General features: G+C 45.5%; 16 protein-coding genes, 1 tRNA gene and 2 pseudogenes. 13 read left to right on the top strand and 6 right to left on the bottom strand.

Annotation, left to right across the window (positions count from 1 at the left end):
• Nucleotides 1–18: 18 nt before the first annotated feature.
• The 6 genes from AB8S08_RS08840 to rraB all read left to right on the top strand — a co-directional run bounded on the left by AB8S08_RS08840 (nucleotide 19) and on the right by rraB (nucleotide 6472).
• Entirely contained in the window at nucleotides 19–480 is a 462-nt protein-coding gene (locus AB8S08_RS08840; RefSeq protein WP_153827217.1) for a DUF1249 domain-containing protein, read from the top strand.
• Nucleotides 480–1052 carry a YqiA/YcfP family alpha/beta fold hydrolase gene (locus tag AB8S08_RS08835; RefSeq protein WP_369742531.1) on the top strand — a complete coding sequence of 191 codons (573 nt, stop codon included), beginning with the start codon at nucleotides 480–482 and terminating at the stop codon, nucleotides 1050–1052. The genes AB8S08_RS08840 and AB8S08_RS08835 overlap by 1 nt, the downstream gene beginning before the upstream one ends.
• A gap of 87 nt (nucleotides 1053–1139) precedes the next feature.
• Nucleotides 1140–3035, top strand: a complete 1896-nt coding sequence (parE, locus tag AB8S08_RS08830) for a DNA topoisomerase IV subunit B (protein WP_369742530.1) — start codon at nucleotides 1140–1142, stop codon at nucleotides 3033–3035.
• Between the two features lie 49 nt (nucleotides 3036–3084).
• Entirely contained in the window at nucleotides 3085–5325 is a 2241-nt protein-coding gene (gene parC, locus AB8S08_RS08825; RefSeq protein WP_110076377.1) for a DNA topoisomerase IV subunit A, read from the top strand.
• Between the two features lie 59 nt (nucleotides 5326–5384).
• On the top strand, nucleotides 5385–6110 hold the full coding sequence (locus AB8S08_RS08820; RefSeq protein ID WP_153827220.1) for a 1-acylglycerol-3-phosphate O-acyltransferase: 726 nt from the start codon (nucleotides 5385–5387) through the stop codon (nucleotides 6108–6110).
• Nucleotides 6107–6472 (top strand): ribonuclease E inhibitor RraB, encoded by a 366-nt coding sequence (rraB, locus tag AB8S08_RS08815; RefSeq protein ID WP_369742529.1) that lies wholly within the window; start codon nucleotides 6107–6109, stop codon nucleotides 6470–6472. Before AB8S08_RS08820 ends, rraB begins: the two co-directional genes overlap by 4 nt.
• Before the next feature lie 108 nt (nucleotides 6473–6580).
• Here the strand turns inward: rraB and AB8S08_RS08810 are convergent, their stop codons facing one another.
• Genes AB8S08_RS08810 through pepA form a run of 3 tightly spaced genes read right to left on the bottom strand, consistent with a single transcriptional unit; the run spans nucleotide 6581 to nucleotide 11411 of the window.
• A complete protein-coding gene (locus tag AB8S08_RS08810) occupies nucleotides 6581–9430 on the bottom strand; it encodes a valine--tRNA ligase (protein ID WP_369742528.1) in 2850 nt (949 codons plus the stop codon).
• 24 nt (nucleotides 9431–9454) lie between these two features.
• Nucleotides 9455–9904 (bottom strand): DNA polymerase III subunit chi, encoded by a 450-nt coding sequence (locus tag AB8S08_RS08805; RefSeq protein WP_153827222.1) that lies wholly within the window; start codon nucleotides 9902–9904, stop codon nucleotides 9455–9457.
• A gap of 1 nt (nucleotide 9905) precedes the next feature.
• Nucleotides 9906–11411: a leucyl aminopeptidase gene (gene pepA / locus AB8S08_RS08800; protein ID WP_369742527.1), complete on the bottom strand. Its 1506-nt coding sequence runs from the start codon at nucleotides 11409–11411 to the stop codon at nucleotides 9906–9908.
• A 123-nt stretch (nucleotides 11412–11534) separates the two neighbouring features.
• On the opposite strand from pepA, the gene lptF reads away from it, so the two are divergent.
• Entirely contained in the window at nucleotides 11535–12641 is a 1107-nt protein-coding gene (gene lptF / locus AB8S08_RS08795; protein WP_110076371.1) for an LPS export ABC transporter permease LptF, read from the top strand.
• Nucleotides 12641–13711 (top strand): LPS export ABC transporter permease LptG, encoded by a 1071-nt coding sequence (lptG, locus tag AB8S08_RS08790; protein ID WP_110076370.1) that lies wholly within the window; start codon nucleotides 12641–12643, stop codon nucleotides 13709–13711. Before lptF ends, lptG begins: the two co-directional genes overlap by 1 nt.
• A gap of 21 nt (nucleotides 13712–13732) precedes the next feature.
• On the opposite strand, the gene AB8S08_RS08785 is transcribed toward lptG, so the two are convergent.
• Nucleotides 13733–14275 (bottom strand): RDD family protein, encoded by a 543-nt coding sequence (locus AB8S08_RS08785; RefSeq protein WP_369742526.1) that lies wholly within the window; start codon nucleotides 14273–14275, stop codon nucleotides 13733–13735.
• A gap of 188 nt (nucleotides 14276–14463) precedes the next feature.
• On the opposite strand from AB8S08_RS08785, the gene AB8S08_RS08780 reads away from it, so the two are divergent.
• Nucleotides 14464–14550: transfer RNA gene (locus tag AB8S08_RS08780), tRNA-Leu, on the top strand.
• A gap of 1 nt (nucleotide 14551) precedes the next feature.
• Here the strand turns inward: AB8S08_RS08780 and AB8S08_RS08775 are convergent.
• Nucleotides 14552–14774: pseudogene (locus AB8S08_RS08775) on the bottom strand (DDE-type integrase/transposase/recombinase); the annotation flags it as partial.
• A 327-nt stretch (nucleotides 14775–15101) separates the two neighbouring features.
• Between AB8S08_RS08775 and AB8S08_RS08770 the strand changes: the two are divergent.
• Together AB8S08_RS08770 and AB8S08_RS08765 are read left to right on the top strand one after the other, a co-directional pair.
• Nucleotides 15102–16142 (top strand): RHS repeat-associated core domain-containing protein, encoded by a 1041-nt coding sequence (locus tag AB8S08_RS08770; RefSeq protein ID WP_369742525.1) that lies wholly within the window; start codon nucleotides 15102–15104, stop codon nucleotides 16140–16142.
• Nucleotides 16139–16594, top strand: coding sequence for a hypothetical protein (locus tag AB8S08_RS08765; RefSeq protein ID WP_110076365.1), 456 nt, complete (start codon nucleotides 16139–16141; stop codon nucleotides 16592–16594). Before AB8S08_RS08770 ends, AB8S08_RS08765 begins: the two co-directional genes overlap by 4 nt.
• A 33-nt stretch (nucleotides 16595–16627) precedes the next feature.
• Here the strand turns inward: AB8S08_RS08765 and AB8S08_RS08760 are convergent.
• A pseudogene (locus AB8S08_RS08760) lies at nucleotides 16628–17777 on the bottom strand (IS3 family transposase).
• Between the two features lie 81 nt (nucleotides 17778–17858).
• On the opposite strand from AB8S08_RS08760, the gene AB8S08_RS08755 reads away from it, so the two are divergent.
• Together AB8S08_RS08755 and AB8S08_RS08750 are read left to right on the top strand one after the other, a co-directional pair.
• The gene (locus tag AB8S08_RS08755) at nucleotides 17859–18137 is read left to right on the top strand and encodes a hypothetical protein (protein ID WP_369742524.1); all 279 of its coding nucleotides are present in this window, start codon (nucleotides 17859–17861) and stop codon (nucleotides 18135–18137) included.
• Nucleotides 18130–18591: a hypothetical protein gene (locus tag AB8S08_RS08750; protein ID WP_153827224.1), complete on the top strand. Its 462-nt coding sequence runs from the start codon at nucleotides 18130–18132 to the stop codon at nucleotides 18589–18591. The genes AB8S08_RS08755 and AB8S08_RS08750 overlap by 8 nt, the downstream gene beginning before the upstream one ends.
• Nucleotides 18592–18799: the final 208 nt, after the last annotated feature.

Raw genomic sequence — 18799 nt, 5'->3', positions numbered from 1 at the left:
ATAAGATAAAGAAAGACGATGATTAGTGATGTAAAGCGAACTCGGTATCAGTTTGATTTAGCTGCGCTACAACGCTTAGCTGCGGTTAACTATGCCTGTTTGCAGCCGTTAGTAAAAACCGCCCATAGGGTTGGGGCTTGGGTCGTGAAGATCAGCCCGCAACTCAGTTTTGTGCTCAGCGTCTTAGAACAGGCGCCTTACACCACGGAAATTCGGATTCAACAGCAAGCTACCGCTGCTACGGCGCGTTTACCGCGTTGGTCTGAAGTTCAATTAGATGTGCGTTTGTATCACGACGCACAACTGGCAGAAGTGATCCGTAGCCAAGGAGTAGAGCGGATACAAGCCCGGTATGAACAACCAAACGCAGCGATGCATCAGCGCAATGAAAAACACCAGATCAACCAATTTTTGCAAGAGTGGTTACAGCTATTGCGACAGCAGGCGGTGGTACCACAGCCGTTACCGGGAGCGCGTTAGTGTTACTTTATATTCATGGTTTTGAAAGTTCACCAGCGTCGTTAAAAGCGCAACAATTGCAACAGTTTTTAGCCCAACATCAAGCTCCTGCAGCGTTATTGCCACAGCTGCCGGCAACTATGGCAGCAGCTAAATCGATGCTGGATGAGTTGATAGAACAACAACCTATAACTGCGGTTATGGGCAGCTCTTTGGGAGGTTTCTGGAGCCATTACGTGGCATCACGTCTAGCTCAGCAGCAACGACCTGCTCGCGCTGTATTGATAAACCCAGCAGTGGCACCGCAGCATTGGATGCCCGAGCATCCGATTCAGCGCATACATCCCTGTACCCACGAGTCTTATCAACTAGACGCAGGTGATAAACAAGTGTTACAGCAAGTGGAGCAACAACTTGATAGCTCGCTCGAACTTTTAATTTTACTGCAGCGCGGTGATGAGCAACTCGACTATCGTCAGGCACAGAACTTTTATCAATCGCAGCGCATGATTGTAGAGAGTGGAGGAGACCATAGTTTTGTAGATTTTCCGCGTTATCTTCCAGCAGCGCTTGAGTTTCTTAGCGTCCTGTAACAGTATAAGAAAATTGCATAATAATAAGAACGAACCAAGTCCTCATCCTTATCCATGGCGTTCATGAAAAGCGAGATAGAACCACGCATGTCAGATTATAAAGCCGATGCCATAGAGGTCTTAAATGGCCTAGAACCGGTCCGGCGCAGGCCCGGAATGTATACCGACACCACTCGTCCTAACCACCTTGGTCAAGAGGTGATAGATAATAGTGTGGATGAAGCCTTAGCTGGCCACGCTAGAGAATTGACGGTGATATTGCACCCTGATCAATCGCTTGAGGTACAAGATGACGGGCGCGGTATGCCAGTTGATGTGCATCCGGAAGAGGGGGTGCCTGGGGTTGAGCTGATCATGACGAAGCTGCATGCCGGAGGCAAGTTCTCAAACAAGAGCTATAAGTTTTCAGGCGGTCTGCACGGGGTTGGTATCTCGGTTGTAAATGCGTTATCAACGCGAGTTAACGTTATCGTAAAGCGTGATGGTCAGGTCTATCAAATGGCTTTTGAGCATGGCGATAAAGTATCAGACCTAGAAGTTACCGGTACTGTTGGGAAACGTAACACAGGGACCAATATTCATTTTTGGCCGGACCCGAAATATTTTGATTCGGCTAAGTTTTCGGTCTTAAAGTTAACGCATTTATTGCGAGCCAAAGCAGTTCTTTGTCCGGGTTTAAAAATCAATTTTCGCAACCTTGTGGATCAAACTGAACAAACTTGGTTATACGAAGATGGCTTGCGCGATTATTTAGTAGAAGCGGTACAAGAATTACCAACGTTACCAGAAGAGCCTTTTATTGGCGCTTTTGCAGGTAACGAAGAAGCGGTTGATTGGGCCGTTACATGGTTGCCTGAGGGGGGCGAAGGTGTTACTGAAAGTTATGTAAACCTTATCCCTACGCCGCTGGGTGGTACTCACGCAAATGGCCTCCGACAGGGCTTGCTCGAAGCTATGCGTGATTTTTGTGAATTCCGTAATCTATTACCGCGCGGCGTACGCTTAACGCCGGAAGATATATGGGACCGCTGTGCTTATATTTTATCGGTGAAAATGCAAGATCCGCAGTTTGCTGGACAAACCAAAGAGCGTTTGAGTTCGCGGCAATGTGCGGCGTTTGTCTCTGGCGTCGTGAAGGATGCCTTTAGTCTCTGGCTCAATGAACACACCGAGCAAGCGGAACAACTTGCTGAGCTTTGTATTAATAATGCTCAGCGCCGCATGCGCGCTAGTAAGAAAGTGGTGCGTAAAAAAGTAACTCAAGGTCCTGCATTACCGGGTAAGTTAACCGATTGCGCAACCCAGGATCCAGCTCGTGGCGAATTATTCTTAGTGGAAGGTGACTCTGCTGGTGGCTCTGCTAAACAGGCTCGTGATCGTGACTTTCAAGCGGTCATGCCATTGCGCGGTAAAATTTTAAACACCTGGGAAGTTGAATCGGATCAAATTCTTGGGTCACAAGAAATTCATGATATTTCGGTCGCGCTAGGGGTTGATCCTAACTCAGAAGATTTGGAGCAACTTCGCTACGGCAAAATCTGTATTCTGGCGGATGCCGATTCGGATGGTTTGCATATCGCAACCCTACTTTGTGCTCTCTTCGTTAGGCACTTCCGTCCGTTAGTAGAGCAAGGGCATATCTACGTCGCCATGCCACCACTTTACCGTATTGATGTTGGTAAGGAAGTTTTTTACGCCTTAGATGAAGGTGAAAAAAAGGGTATTTTAGACCGCATTGAAGCAGAGAAAAAGAAAGGCAAGGTAAACGTTCAACGCTTCAAAGGTTTGGGTGAAATGAATCCACTTCAGCTACGGGAAACAACCATGGATCCCAATACCCGACGTTTGGTTCAGCTTACGGTTGACGATAGCCAAGCGACAGATGAATTAATGGATATGCTATTAGCAAAAAAACGTTCAGGCGATCGACGTGAATGGCTGGAAAGTAAAGGTAATTTAGTTGATTTAGCAGAGGTGGGCTAAGCCCATCTAGAAGCCTTAATCAGCCCTCTCATGTAGGAGAATAAATGCAATGTCGATGGATACTGCAGAACAAATACCGCTAAGAAAATTTACCGAGGATGCGTACCTTAACTATTCAATGTACGTCATCATGGACCGAGCCTTACCGCACATCGGCGATGGTTTGAAACCGGTGCAGCGGCGCATCATTTATGCCATGTCAGAGCTTGGCTTATCAGCACTGGCAAAATATAAAAAATCAGCCCGTACGGTGGGCGATGTTTTGGGTAAATTCCACCCGCACGGTGACAGTGCTTGTTATGAAGCCATGGTGTTGATGGCCCAGCCATTTTCTTATCGCTATCCACTGGTCGATGGACAAGGTAACTGGGGTTCTCCGGATGACCCTAAATCGTTTGCGGCTATGCGTTATACCGAGGCACGTTTGTCGCGCTTCAGTGAGGTGTTGCTAAGTGAACTCGGGCAGGGAACAACCGATTGGACGCCAAACTTTGACGGGACGATGAAAGAGCCGTTGATGCTGCCGGCTCGATTGCCGCACATTTTGCTGAATGGCGTGACAGGTATAGCGGTGGGCATGGCAACGGATATTCCTCCGCACAATGCTCGTGAAGTAGCCCACGCTTGCGCGTTGTTGTTAGAAAAGCCTAGTGCTAGCTTAGCTGATGTTATGGAACACATGCGTGGTCCAGATTATCCCACAGATGCTGAAGTGATCACCCCCCATGACGACATCGTAAAGATGTATGAATCGGGTCGCGGTACCATCCGGATGCGTGCTAAATACCATCTGGAAGACGGTGAAGTGGTGGTAACCGCATTACCTCACCAAGCCTCTGGTGCAAAAATACTAGAACAAATTGCTGGTCAGATGCAGGCAAAAAAATTGCCGATGGTTAGTGATCTGAGAGATGAGTCGGATCATGAAAATCCTACACGATTAGTGATAGTGCCGCGCTCTAATCGGATTGACATTGAACAGATGATGCAGCACTTGTTTGCGACCACCGACTTAGAAAAAAATTACCGGGTTAACTTGAACATGCTTGGGCTAGATGGACGTCCACAAGTTAAGCCAATTTTAAGTGTGCTGAAAGAGTGGTTAGAGTTTCGTCAGATCACTGTTACCAGACGGCTTAATTATCGACTAGATAAAGTATTAGCACGGTTGCATATCCTTGAAGGTTTACTGATTGCTTACCTGAACATAGATGAAGTGATTGCTATTATTCGCTACGAAGATGAGCCCAAAGCAGAATTGATGCGGCGATTTGCACTCTCGGATACCCAAGCTGAAGCCATCTTAGAGCTTAAATTACGGCATTTGGCCAAGTTAGAAGAAACCAAACTTACCGCTGAACAAAACGAATTGGAACAAGAGCGCGACCACCTGCAATTACTGTTGAGTTCAGACCGCCGTCTTAAGACGTTAATTCGTAAAGAGATATTAGCTGATGCTGAAAAGTATGGTGATGATCGACGTTCACCTTTAGTAGAGCGTCAAGAAGCGAAAGCCCTTAGTGAAAAAGACTTAACACCGGCTGAAGCTGTTACTGTTGTACTATCCAAAAAAGGCTGGGTAAGAGCTGCCAAAGGACATGATGTCGATGGAGCTAGCTTGACCTATAAAGCAGGTGATGAGTTTTTAGCATCTGCTCAGGGTAAGAGTAATCAACAGGTGGTGTTTATCGATAGTTCGGGCCGCAGTTTTGCCTGTGAAGCCCATTTACTGCCATCCGCCCGAACTCAGGGTGAACCCTTAACTGGACGCTTTAGTCTGGTTGCAGGGGAAACGGTTGACCAAGTGTTAATGGCCGCTGATGAACAAAGATATTTGCTGGCCTCGGATGCGGGCTATGGCTTTGTCTGTAAATTTGGCGACTTAGTAGGACGCAACAAAAACGGTAAAGCGGTGTTGAACTTACCAACCGGAGCTAAAATCCTTAAGCCGGTATTGGTACAAGATGTTGCCAGCGACTTACTTGCGGTTGTTTCAAACGAAGGTCGCATGCTGTTATTCCCGATCAAAGATTTACCAGAGCTAGCGAAAGGCAAAGGGAATAAGATGATAAGCATCCCGGCTTTACGTGCGCAGTCGCGCGAAGAGTATGTGGTAGCAACCGCAGTCGTACCCGCTGATGCGGCAATTACCCTCACTGCAGGTAAACGCAAGTTAACGTTAAAGCCAGCAGATTTAGAGCATTATCGTGGTGAACGAGGGCGTCGTGGTAATAAATTACCGCGTGGTTTGCAGAGAGTTGATGCAATATCTGTCGAAAGTCAAAACTGATCGGACGTTTTTTAAATGATAACAAGGTATAATGGCGGGCATTGAAAAAAGGAGAGAGCATGCTCGCTGTTGTACGTATTTTGCTACTAGGTCTATTCGTTATTATTGGCAGCACTTTATTGCTGCTCATTTGTATTTTTCGTCCTTTTCATCCCAATAATACCCCGTTGGCAGCCCATTGGTATGGCCGTATGCATAAGCTGTTGGGAGTAAAGCTGGACATTCGAATCCCTGACGCTTTAAAAAATTCAGGCCCTTTTGTTTACATTGCTAATCACCAAAATAGCTATGATATCTTTACCTTAGCTCGAGCTATGCCGATGCGGTCTGTCAGTATTGGCAAAAAAAGTTTGAAATGGATTCCTTTTTTTGGCCAACTTTATTGGCTCGCCGGCAACATTTTGATTGATAGAAAGAATACTGGTCGTGCTCGCGGTACTATTGAGCAAGCAGCACTAGCTATTCGTGAAAAGCAAATAAGCGTACTATTATTTCCGGAAGGTACTCGCAGTTACGGCCGTGGCTTACTGCCATTCAAGACGGGTGCATTTAGAACGGCAATGCAAGCTGGGGTAGATATTGTGCCTATTTGTGTGTCAAATTTACATGGCAAAATAAAGCTAAACCGTTGGAACAATGGCACTGTTATTATTGAGATGCTCAATCCTGTTAGAGTTTCGAATTATACTGCTGATTCTGTGCGAGCATTGGTCGCTCATTGTCACGAATTGATGTTGAACAAAATGAGTGAGCTTGATAGCGAGCTGCAAGGACAATCCGCATGAGCAATGATTTGAATGAGTTATTAGTGCAAAGTGATGAAACGGTTCAAGCATTACTTGCAGACGGTGCGCCACAAGACCAAAACTTTGTGATTGAACATCACCTCGCAAGCGCTGATTTTACAAAGTTAGAGAAGGCCGCTGTAGAGCTCGTGAAGGCAGGCTATCATGTTGATGATGCCGACGAATTTGAGCTTGAGGATGATAGCCGTTGGTACGCTTTTGTGGCAGTCAGTGAAGTGGTTCTAGATGCAAAAATTCTAGCATTACAAACCAAAGAAGTAGCAACAATCGCTGATTTAGCAGGGGTGGATTATGATGGTTGGGGCACTTACTTCGGTGATGATGAAGAAGAAGAAGAGTAATCTAGTTTAATCATCATGAAATTCCTACTTATAGAAAAGCCCCGCGTTCACCTTTGATTGGTAAACGCGGGGCTTTTAGTTAGCCTTATTATAACGCTATTTTACATTTCATAGTGCCGCAATTTTGTCGCGTTGATGCTGCAGTTGCTCAAGGGTTTCTTGGCTTTCTTTGAGCTTGGCCTGCTCTTTCTCAATGACCGCAGCTGGCGCCTTGTCTACAAAGTTGCTGTTGCTCAGTTTACCTGCAACGCGTTGATACTCAGCCTTAGCTTTATCTATGGCCTTATCTAAACGTGCGAGCTCTGCGGCGGTATCAATTAAACCAGCCATCGGGATATGAATCTCCATCCGGCCTACAAGCGCTGTTGCACTCGCTGGAATAGCCGCTGCATCATCAACAAACTCGATACTTGTGAGCTTGGCCAACGAACTCAACAAACTCTGGTTTTGCTGTAAACGTTGCATTGCTAAAGAGTCGGCTTGATAGATTATAATGGGCAATGAGGTATTCGGAGATAAATTCATTTCACCACGAATATTTCGAATGGCCACAATAACCTGCTTCAACCATTCCATATCATCGCGAGCACCACTAAAACGCTCGCTCTGTACCGTCGGGTAGGCTTGCAGCATAACACTAGTACCACTTACGCCAGCAAGTGGAGCAACACGTTGCCAAATGGCCTCGGTAATGAATGGTAATAATGGATGCAGCATACGTAATAGCTGCTCAAGCACAGTAATGAGGGTATGCCGTGTGCCACGTAATTGCACCGCATTGCCGTTTGAGAGCACAGGCTTCGTCAGCTCTAAATACCAATCACAGAACTGGTTCCAGGTAAATTCATAAGCAATACTTGCAGCATGATCGAAACGATAGCTATCTAGTGCTTGACGGAACTGCGCCAGAGTATCGTTGAAGCGCTCGATGATCCAACGATCAGCGAGTGATAATTCAAGCTCAGAGCCATCAATGCCACAGTCTTCGTTTTCAGTGTTCATGATCACGTAACGGCTTGCATTCCAGAGCTTGTTACAGAAGTTACGGTAACCTTCTAGTCGCTTCATGTCCCAATTAATATCGCGTCCGGTTGAAGCTAATGCTGCAAGGGTGAAGCGTAGAGCATCAGTTCCATGTGCACTGATACCTTCAGGAAACTGTTTTTCAGTACGCTTAGCGATTTCAGCTTCTAATTGGGGTTGCATCATATTGGCGGTGCGTTTTCCCACCAGTTCAGACAACGAAATACCATCAATCATGTCTAGGGGATCAAGGACGTTACCCTTTGACTTAGACATTTTTTGGCCTTCTTCATCACGAATTAGACCAGTAACGTAAACCGTTTTAAAGGGTACCTGTGGCTTACCGTTTTCATCTTTGAGGAAGTGCATGGTCATCATGATCATGCGCGCTACCCAAAAGAAGATAATATCAAACCCAGTAACTAGCACGTCAGTTGGATGAAATGTTTTAAGGTCATCCGTTTGCTCTGGCCAGCCAAGAGTCGAAAAAGTCCACAGAGCTGAGCTAAACCAGGTATCTAACACATCTTCATCTTGTCTTAATTCGCGGTCACCCAGATTGTGTTGTGCACGAACTTCAGCTTCATCCCGTCCTACGAAGACGTTACCATCATTATCATACCAAGCTGGAATACGATGTCCCCACCACAATTGACGAGAAATACACCAGTCTTGGATATCACGCATCCACGCGAAATACATATTTTCGTATTGCTTCGGCACGAACTGAATGTCACCGTTGGTAACAGCTTGTGTTGCAACCTCGGCTAATGGAGCGACCCGCACGTACCATTGATCGGTTAAGTGTGGCTCAATAGGAACACCACCACGGTCGCCATAGGGTACTTTATTGGTGTGAGGCTCGATTTTGTCGAGTAAACCCAATTGCTCAAATTCAGCAATCAGCTGCTTGCGTGCCGCAAAGCGCTCTAATCCTTGATACCCCTCCGGTAAGGTACCATCAAACTCTCCAATGGCAGGCAGTGCTTCACCGGTAGGCGTATAGAGCCCTGCCACTTGGCGCACGTGGGCGAGGTCATCAAAAATAGCGATCATAGGTAATTGGTTACGTTTACCTACTTCGTAGTCGTTAAAGTCGTGCGCTGGAGTAATTTTGACACAGCCAGTACCAAATTCTTTATCAACATAAGTATCGGCAATGATTGGAATTCTACGACCCACAATAGGGAGCAGAACCTCTTTGCCAATCAAGTTTGTGTAGCGTTCATCGTCTGGATGAACCGCAACACAAACGTCGCCCAACATAGTTTCTGGGCGAGTTGTTGCTACGACCAAATAAGATAGTCCAGCAGCAGTAGTAACACCGTCAGCAAGAGGGTAGCGTAAATGCCAAATGTGCCCTTGTTGCTCTTTGTTTTCTACTTCTAAGTCAGAAATTGCGGTTTGAAGTTTCGGATCCCAGTTAACCAGGCGTTTCCCACGATAGATAAGATTTTCTTGATGCAGGCGCACAAAAACTTCTTTGACAGCATTGGATAACCCATCATCCATCGTGAAACGCTCGCGCTCCCAATCCACTGAGTCACCTAAACGACGCATTTGCTGAGTGATGGTGCCACCTGATTGCTCTTTCCATTGCCAAATTTTATCGATGAAATCTTCACGCCCGATTTCTTGTCGAGTGATACCTTGAGCTGCTAATTGACGCTCCACGACCATCTGTGTAGCTATCCCGGCATGGTCGGTACCGACTTGCCAAAGGGTATTGTAGCCATCCATCCGCTTGTAGCGAGTGAGGGTATCCATAATCGTGTGCTGGAAAGCATGCCCCATATGCAGACTACCAGTCACGTTGGGTGGCGGTATCATGATGCAATAGGACTCACCTTGTCCCGAGGGCTTAAAATAACCTTGTTGCTCCCATTGCTGATAAAGAGCTTGTTCGATAGCGTTTGGGGAATACGTTTTGTCCATAGAAACCTTCATATCGTTCTATTTTCACGAAGAAAACTGCACATCTTTGGCTTGTATTGTAGATAAATTCAAACCTAGACTGCGATATTGTTTAAAGCGTTCACGAGCTAATTGACGACCTTCATCATCACTGGGAACACGCTCAATAATCCTATTTGCACCGTTTAGCGGTGGCATCTCACTCATTAAATTGACGATGACAGCGGTACGCCTATTGGATGCGTTGACACCTTGCCAGCAAATTTCAACGGGGGCCCCCTGAGTGGGGCCCTCGCCAACTAGGTTATGCGGCACAAAGGCATCAGCAGGATGCTGCCATAAGGCTTGATCGAGCTGTTCGGCCAATTGCTGCGTTTGGCACCACACCCTTACGCTGCGATAGTCGCGCCAATGGCTAGCAATATGCTCACAAAAAAATGTAAGTTGCTGCTGTTCGTCTAGACCATCAAGAACGTAAAAGATGCACTGGCTCATATTAATCCTGAGTTAAAGCTTGCGTACGATTGATTATAAACTGAGTAAGCAAAGGTACCGGCCGGCCGGTCGAACCTTTTTTAGCTCCGCCACGCCAAGCTGTTCCGGCGATATCTAAATGAGCCCAGTTATATTTTTTAGTAAAGCGCGATAAGAAACAGGCCGCAGTAATGGTCCCAGCTTCGCGTCCACCTAAATTAGCCATATCGGCAAAGGGACTATCTAACGATTCTTGGTATTCTTCCCATAGTGGTAAACGCCAAGCTCGATCTCCAGTTTGCTCTGATGCAGATAGCAATTCATGAGCAAGTGGATTATGGCTACTCATCAAGCCACTAGCGTGTGCACCAAGAGCTATCACACAAGCACCTGTGAGTGTTGCTACATCAATTACTGCATCGGGTTCAAATCGTTCAACATAGGTAAGGGTATCACATAATACCAAGCGCCCTTCAGCATCCGTGTTCAACACTTCAACCGTTTGGCCACTCATTGTCGCCAAAATATCACCAGGACGATAAGCTTTACCATCAGGCATGTTCTCGCAACCGGCCAAGGCACCAATTACATTAATAGGTAATTGCAGCTCAGCAATCGCATGCATGGCACCAAGTACCGCAGCAGCTCCGCCCATGTCGTACTTCATTTCATCCATAGCCGCGGAAGGTTTAATCGAAATCCCACCAGAGTCAAAGGTTAAACCTTTACCAACAAGCACAATAGGGGCTTGGTCTGGTGCGCCACCTTGATAATGCATCAGGCTGAGAATTGATTCGTGCTCTGAGCCACGACCGACAGCTAAATAAGCATTCATTCCTAGCTCAGCCATTTCTTGTTCGGTGACTGCCGAGAATGTAACATTGTCATACTTATCAGCTAATGCGGCGGCTTGCTCGGCCAAATACTGCGGCGTACAGATATTGGGTGGCATATTGGCGACATCCCGACAAACATGCATGCCTCTGGCTACAGCTAGGCCATGCTGAATAGCTTTTTCGCTTAGTGGTAGTTCACGACGAGTTGGCACGTTGAAGACTAACTTGCGTAACGGTCGACGTGGTTCTTCTTTGCGTGTCTTTAGTTGGTTAAAAGTATATAGGCTTGATTGTGCTGCCTCGACTGCTTGACGGACCTTCCAATAGGTGTCGCGCCCCTTAACATGTAATTCACTCAAAAAACAAACGGCTTCCATTGAGCCAGTTTCATTTAAAGTATGGATGGTTTTTTCAATAATTTGTTTATACTGACGTTCATCGAGTTCACGTTCTTTACCACAACCAACGAGCAGTACTCGCTCGCTGAAAATATTGGGAACGTTGTGCAATAGTAACATTTGTCCCGGCTTGCCTTCTAAATCGCCACGCCGTAGCAGGTTACTTAAGTAACCGTCACTTACTTTATCGAGTTGTTCAGCAACTCCAGATAGGCGGCGTGGTTCATAGACACCGACGACAATGCAGGCAGATCGTTGCTTCTCCGGACTGCCACTTTTTACGTTGAACTCCATAAGTGCTCCCGTTTGCTGCGGTTGACAGCAGATCGCTGCCGTAGAATAATTCTTGTGAAAATGACAAGTTTACTTAAAAATCGCAGTATTTCCAGCAAAAAGCTATGTTAAGAGTGGTCTCTAGTGCGCATATTTCGCTATTTAATCGGTGAAACATTTAAGTCTCAAATCGCTGTGTTGGTGGTTTTGATGACTATTTTCGTCAGCCAGAAGTTCGTTCGGGTGCTGGCAGACGCATCGGCGGGCGAAATTCCAAGCAACATAGTTATCCAGTTACTCGGGTTAAACTTGCCCGCATTGGCTGCGCTAATTCTGCCCTTAAGCCTATTTCTAGGAATCTTGCTAGCACACGGTCGGATCTATGCTGAGAATGAAATGAGCGTACTGCATGCCTGTGGGGTGAGCGAGTGGTATGTTACTCGTGTCACCTTAGTTGTGGCTGTTTTATTAGCCCTTCTAACCGCTAGCTTGACCTTGTGGTTGGTGCCTTGGTCGCTAGAACAAGAACGTGTCGTGGAAGAAAAAGCACGCAGCGAAACAGGGTTAAGCGTTATCATGCCAGGCCGTTTTCAACAGGCAAGCAACCAGAAAGCAGTGATTTACGTGCAAGGGCTAACCGAAGACGGCAGTTTAGATGAAGTGTTTGTGGCGCAGTCACTGCGAGATGAAAAGGATCAAGTGGTTGGTACTAGTGTCGTTATGGCCGACAGTGGTAGTGTTTTAGCGGCCGCTTCGGGAGCACAAACCTTAGTGTTGAACAATGGTATGCGCTACGCCCAGAGTCATCTAGAAAAAGAGTATCAAGTGATGCAGTTTGACGACTATCAACTGCAAATAAAGGAACAAGAAGGCTCAGAGTATATCCGTAAACTAGAAGCATATAGTACCGCCGAATTGCTGGCAGAAGATAATCCTGAAGCCCATGCTGAATTACAGTGGCGGATTGCTATTCCACTAGCAATGCCGCTGCTTACTCTGATTGCGGTGCCATTGAGTAGGGTAAATCCTCGTCAGGGCAAATTTGCCCGAATGGCACCAGCTTTGTTGATATATCTGGGATACTTTTTGATTTTAATGGCTGCCCGCTCGGCGGTAGCTGATGGTGTTATTCCACCTGTCGTTGGACTGTGGTGGATTCATATCTTATTGCTCTTGTTCGGTGTGATCTTGATTGGTAAAGGTCGGTCGTTAGGGCTCAAGCTCCTCGCTAGCTTACGAGGAGAACGTTAATGTTTTCTATCTTAGACAAATACATCGCTCGCTCCGTGTTAGTTACGTCATTGTTGAGTTTGGCGGTATTGAGTGGGCTATCTAGTCTGATTCGGTTTGTTGAGCAACTCAAATCAGTCGGCAAAGGCACCTACAGTGTGGCAGATGCGGGCCTTTTTGTGCTTTATAGTCTGCCGCGAGATATTGAGGTGTTCTTCCCTATGGCTGCTTTACTTGGTGGCCTGATTGGAATGGGAATGTTGGCGAGCAATTCAGAGTTAGTGGTGATGTTAGCTGCCGGGCGTTCTCGTTTAAATATCGTTGCTTCAGTGATGAAAGCCGCGGTGATTATGATGCTAGCAGTTATGGCTATGGGCGAGTGGATTGCACCGCAATTAGAATCTCATGGTCGAGAACTAAGGGCCCGTGCGATATCAGGCGGCAGCCTAATTTCTGCTCAACAAGGTATTTGGGCTCGCGATGGTCAGCGCTTCGTTAATATTGGAGAAGTTGAAGATACAGGACGGTTACGCAACATCACTGTGTATGAGTTTGACCAGCAACAAGAATTACAGGCCGTGATGCAAAGTGATTCAGCTATGTATCAGATTGATCGTTGGCGTTTACAAGGGGTTACCACCACCCGTTACGGATTAGAGCAGATTACTACTGAGCGCCGTGGTGAATTGTTATGGCAATCTAGCTTAACTCCGGACAAGTTAGGGGTGGTTACGGTAAAACCTGAGTCACTTTCTATTCGTGGACTGCTAGACTACTTAGACTATCTCACCAGTAATAGGCAAGCATCTGAGCGTTACGAATTGGCGTTATGGCGAAAAGTGCTGGCGCCTGTTACCGTAGCAGTGATGCTGCTGGTGGCGTTATCATTTATCTTTGGGCCTCTACGTTCTACGTCTATGGGCGCCCGGATTTTACTTGGTGTGATAACTGGTTTTGGTTTTCATGTCAGTAATGAGATATTTGGTCCTATGGCGCAGGTTTATCAAATGCCGCCAGTACTGGGGGCTCTATTACCAAGCTTAATATTTGCAATTTGGGCAATTTGGATGATGCAGCGCCGAGGAGCCTAGCATGGCGCTTCACTATCAAAACTAGAGTTCCTTCCAATAATACAACTGGTTAGCTTCTTTGGATAAGGTTACAAGTTCTGTCCCAGCAGCGTAATCATGCCAAGCTCGGCGATGTTTGAAATCTACGAGTACCCAAAGGTTACCTAGGCCAAAGCAACAAGTTAATACTCTAATCAAAGCTTGTTTTTTGGTAATCCGGTGGCCGTTGCGTTGTTGTACTTTTAGACGCCAAGCACGCATCCCAATAGTTTGTCCACTACGCCACCAGAACCAGCCAAAAAAGCCACCAAGCACTAGTAGTAGATAAATTTGATAAAACATGGATTGGTTCAACCAAGCGGCATGGTCCATCCCCGCTGGTAATTCTAACCAACCTAAGCTAGTGAGCAGTGCTGCGCAACCTAATGCTAGTGCAGACGCTAACATGATAATCGCAACCGCGACTAGCACATCATAAATCATGGCTGCAAGACGTCGAAAGAAACCAGCACTGGCAAACTCAGCATGAATTTGAGCAGTCGAGCGCGGTGCATCAGTAGGATTAGCATTAGCGGTATCGGTCATAGCAGTCTCTATTGGTAAATAAACGCTAATCATATTAACTAATATTCATCTCGCTGCCGAGTAAAACTGGTTGATTGGCTAGGATTTAGCCGATTGATTCAAGTTATGAATAAATCACTTGATTGGTTGCGAAGCATCAGTATAATGCGCTGCATACTTCAGCTAGCAACGCTAGCGCAAAACCCAGTGCCTGGGTGGCGAAATTGGTAGACGCAGCGGATTCAAAATCCGCCGTTGGCGACAACGTGTCGGTTCGAGTCCGACCCTAGGCACCATCTATTCAAAGATTGCTCTGCTTATAATTTCTCGCTCCATGATGAGCTCGTCCTGCAAGGCTTCCGCCTTTAATTAGTGAAAGAAACTTTCGACACAGACATTATCCCAACAATTTCCTTTTCGGCTCATACTCTGAGTAAGCCCATTTTTTTATAATTAAATCTCGATAATCGTTTGAACAATACTGACTGCCACGGTCGCTGTGAACAATGATGTCTTCGGGCTATTATTCCTTGCCACTTAATTAACATCCTTTTTCCTGTTTTTGGTAGAAGAAACTTATCACTTGAATTGTCGCTTGAACAGCTGCAGATGCATTGCCAATCAACCATACTTCTAAGCAGCATTTATAACAATGCCTATCCGGTAAAATTGCCATCTGGCTAGATAAAACAATGCGCCACAAGAACAGAGGATCCCTTAATTAGATTGAATAATCGTCTAATCGGGCCCGCGTTTGATAACAACCCTAGTGCAATAAAAAGCCCCGCCGACACCGAGTTAATGCTAAGGGAAGGGCTGTGCATTCAAAAGATTATTTTAATAATAAGTGTTCGGCAACACCAACAACAGCCATGTTGAGATGAGTTACAACCTAGCCAACCAGATGACTGCCGCGCTTGGCAAGAGTTACAGCTACGACGGCCACAACCGCCGCGTTAAGGTGGCAGGCGATGGAGATACCCGCTATTATCTTTACAGCCAGTCGGGGCAGCTGTTATTGAGTGAAGACAACGGCGTTCAAACGAACTACATTTACCTTGGTAGCAAGCTTATCGCTGAGGACCGCCAGGCAACAACCACCTTTATCCATTCAGACATGTTGGGCAGTCCGGTGGCACGAACCAACAGCACAGGAAGGGTAGAGAGTCGCCGGCATTACCAACCTTTTGGTGACACTTACGAAGCGCCAAACGACGACATCGGCTACACTGGCCATAAGTACGATAATGACCTAGGCCTGAGTTATATGCAGGCACGATACTATGATCCAGTTATAGGTCGTTTCTATTCGAATGATCCGGTTGGATTCCGCGATGTACTTAGCTTTAACCGTTATGCTTACGCCAATAACAATCCTTATAAGTATGTAGATCCTGATGGACAAGATGCAATGATCACGCATATGAAAAACGGAAGTATTCAGATTGATATTCCAACTAAATTTACTGGACCATTAGCGACAAAGCAGAATATTCAAGCCATAAAGACTCAGGTTTCGAAGAAGTGGTCAGGCACGTATAAAGTAAACGGTAAAAATACAAATGTGACGGTAAATGTTACTGATGCAAAATCCGGTATCGGACCTAAAAACGAAGTAACTCTTTTAGACAAAGATCCAGCATCAGGCCGGTCTTACGTTCAAGGGAATAAAGGAGAGTGGAATGCCAGTGGTGACAATATGACTAGTGGTATGGTAGAGCATGAAGCAGGGCACTTAATGGGTGCCGATGATCAATACTATGAAGGGACAGGTATGGCACTACCCGGACATGAAAATGACATTATGGGCAATCTGCAAGGAACACCACAAGACTCAACAATGAAAGAAATATTAGATTCAGACCGAAATTGGACAAAAAAAGAATGAAAAAGCTCTCAATCCTAATAATTAGCTTTTTATTAATACCGAACCTCTCGCTTGCTAGTGAAGTATGGGTTAATAACCCCAAAGGGGAATGTACAGATTTTTCTGCTCTTAACAAACTTGAGTCATCAGACGTGATCGAGGTTTCTCATTCTAAGTTTGAAGCAGCTAAATCAAAGTTACTCAATTCACCCATTGTTGAAGTGAATTCTAGCTTAGTTGGTTTTTATACCGGCGTTAAACCTGAGGATAAAGGAGAAGGTAAGTTTTATTTAGTACGAGCCTTGTTTGGAAATGGAGGAACCGGTGGGTTCTCTGTCTTTACCTGCGGAGAGGATCTTCTAGTATCTCACCATTCTTTGGGAAATGCGCAAAATCCGAATGAGACAGCATTAATAATAAGACTGGTAAGTTATCCAAGACATGTTTTTGTGAAGTATTCCTCCTACAAATAGGTATGATCCGTACCACTAAAAGTGGACACTTTGCTAAGCACTATTTTTCAATTCAAAGTTCTCTGGGCTGATATAGCCAATAGCACTATGCCTTCTTGTCTTGTTGTAATCAACTTCGATGTATTCAAAGACTGCGCGGCGCATGTTTTCTCGATCCATGATGGGCTCATCCTGCAAGGCTTCGACCTTCAATGAGTGAAAGAAGCTCTCGGCACAGGCATTATCCCAACAATTTCCTTTACGGTTCATACTCTGAGTAAGTCTATGTTTTTGAATTAAATCTCGATAATCGTTCGAGCAATATTGACTGCCTCGGTCGCTGTGAACAATGATCCCTTCGGGAAAGCCTCTGCGAGATAAAGCCATTTTCAGAGCATCACACACCAACGTTGCGGTCATTCGGTTACTCATCGACCAGCCAACAACCGAGCGTGAATATAAATCGATGATTACCGCTAGGTACAGCCAGCCCTCACTAGTGAATAAATACGTGATATCGCCAACCCACTTTTGATTCGGAGCACTTGCCGTAAAATCTTGCTCCAGCAAGTTTGGCGCCACAGGCTGATTGTGCTTACTGTCCGTGGTGACCTTAAATTTACGTGCAGCCTTAGGTACAAGGCCCTGGCGTATCATACTATTGCGAATAGTTTTGATGTCGGGTGTTATGTCGAGCTCTGCCAAATCCACTTGGATACGCCGAGCGCCGCTGCGCTCTTTCGAGTCAATAAATGCCTGCTTAATCGCCTCGTCTCGCTCAATTTGACGCTGCTCTCGAGGATTGACTGTCTGACCATGTTTCCGCCAGGCATAATACCCACTACGCGATACGTTGAGCACGTTCACCATCCGCTTTAAGCTGAATTGATGCTGGTGCTCAAGAATAAACTCAAATCTGGCTATTTTTGGTTCTTCGCGAAGTAGGTAGCCGCCTTTTTTAATATGGCCAGGTCCTCTGCCTGTTCAGCTAATTGACGTTTTAATCGAGCAATTTCAGAGACTTGCTCTGCTTCTCTGGCGCTCGTGCTAGATTTTTTTGCGCCGCAGTCCGCCAACTGTACAGCTGGGATTCGTAGACTTTTAGTTCTCTAGCCGCCGCTGCAACGCCTATTCTTTCAGCTAATTTCAGGGCTTCTGCTTTAAATTCTTGTGTGTGGACTTTGCGTGTTTTATTTGCTTTCATGATTCACCTCGTTAAGTGATTTTACTCACTTAGCTCGGTGTCCAAAAGTACTGGTACGGATCAACTGTTGGTGATCCTGTTATGGGCGACAAAATTGATTGGAACCCTCAAGAGGGATTAATTACAAGTGATGGTTCTCAATCACCAGCTACGGGACTTATTCACGAAATAATACACGTGTTAGTGAACGAAGCTGGAGTTCCGAATGAACAACAGGATCAGACTACAATGTTGAAAGAAAATGCAGTTAATTCACAAACTGGCGAAGGGACAAGGCGAGATCACAATGACGGTACTGTAGAAACTGTAAGTGGCCCGACTTGCAGGTCAACAGAAGATGGAGGCGAGGTTTGTGGTTAGGTTAAAGTATATTATTTTAACAATTATAGTTTTGCTTCAAGGATGTGGCGAATCTGGTCTGGTTGATATTTATTATGACGGATTTTGGACAAAGCATAGGGTTTATCAAAGTGAAGCTCAACTTGAAGAAAGCGCCAAAATAAAAATCACAAAACTAGATATAAAATTACTTTCTGATGAGGCATCAACATATCTTTTTGATAACTTTGGTGTAAACAACAAAGCCAAGATACCGGAAGACATAGTATTTATGGCTCTAATTCGCTCTCTAGATGGAAAATTAGAAAGAAAAATTATTGGAGACAGTATTTATCTTTATGACGTTACTAATAACTTGTTTAAAGTTTTGGACGATGATCAAAAAGATTACTTAAGGTGCTTTTTCACTAAACATGCGAGTGAACCAGTAATTGACGAAAAATTAGAAAGTCATTGTGCAAAGTATAAAATTTGACCTCACAGCCCCTTCGCGGGGCTTTTTTGTGGCCAATCGGAAATTGTTAACAACGCAGAAAGGACTGGCTGGTGTTGTATTCAAGCTTGTGTCTATCTGTGTAATAGCGGTTATATGTGGAAGGCGACAGTCTTAGGTGGATTTACGTTAATGCTACTGTCGTTAGCCGTCTTGTACGGGATATCGTTTAAAATTTTGAAATGGATTT

Source organism: Pseudidiomarina sp. PP-1MA (assembly GCF_041200125.1).
GTDB lineage: Bacteria > Pseudomonadota > Gammaproteobacteria > Enterobacterales > Alteromonadaceae > Pseudidiomarina > Pseudidiomarina fusca.
Note: the sequence above shows the minus strand (reverse complement) of the source record. Positions and strands in the feature narration are given on the sequence as shown.

Bases quoted from the DNA above. Each gene is read 5' to 3' on its own strand.
- AB8S08_RS08805 (WP_153827222.1), bottom strand. From the start codon at position 9,904: ATGAGCCAGTGCATCTTTTACGTTCTTGATGGTCTAGACGAACAGCAG.
- pepA (WP_369742527.1), bottom strand. From the start codon at position 11,411: ATGGAGTTCAACGTAAAAAGTGGCAGTCCGGAGAAGCAACGATCTGCC.
- AB8S08_RS08820 (WP_153827220.1), top strand. From the start codon at position 5,385: ATGCTCGCTGTTGTACGTATTTTGCTACTAGGTCTATTCGTTATTATT.
- parE (WP_369742530.1), top strand. From the start codon at position 1,140: ATGTCAGATTATAAAGCCGATGCCATAGAGGTCTTAAATGGCCTAGAA.
- AB8S08_RS08785 (WP_369742526.1), bottom strand. From the start codon at position 14,275: ATGACCGATACCGCTAATGCTAATCCTACTGATGCACCGCGCTCGACT.
- rraB (WP_369742529.1), top strand. From the start codon at position 6,107: ATGAGCAATGATTTGAATGAGTTATTAGTGCAAAGTGATGAAACGGTT.
- AB8S08_RS08755 (WP_369742524.1), top strand. From the start codon at position 17,859: ATGGGCGACAAAATTGATTGGAACCCTCAAGAGGGATTAATTACAAGT.
- AB8S08_RS08840 (WP_153827217.1), top strand. From the start codon at position 19: ATGATTAGTGATGTAAAGCGAACTCGGTATCAGTTTGATTTAGCTGCG.
- lptG (WP_110076370.1), top strand. From the start codon at position 12,641: ATGTTTTCTATCTTAGACAAATACATCGCTCGCTCCGTGTTAGTTACG.
- parC (WP_110076377.1), top strand. From the start codon at position 3,085: ATGTCGATGGATACTGCAGAACAAATACCGCTAAGAAAATTTACCGAG.
- AB8S08_RS08765 (WP_110076365.1), top strand. From the start codon at position 16,139: ATGAAAAAGCTCTCAATCCTAATAATTAGCTTTTTATTAATACCGAAC.
- AB8S08_RS08810 (WP_369742528.1), bottom strand. From the start codon at position 9,430: ATGGACAAAACGTATTCCCCAAACGCTATCGAACAAGCTCTTTATCAG.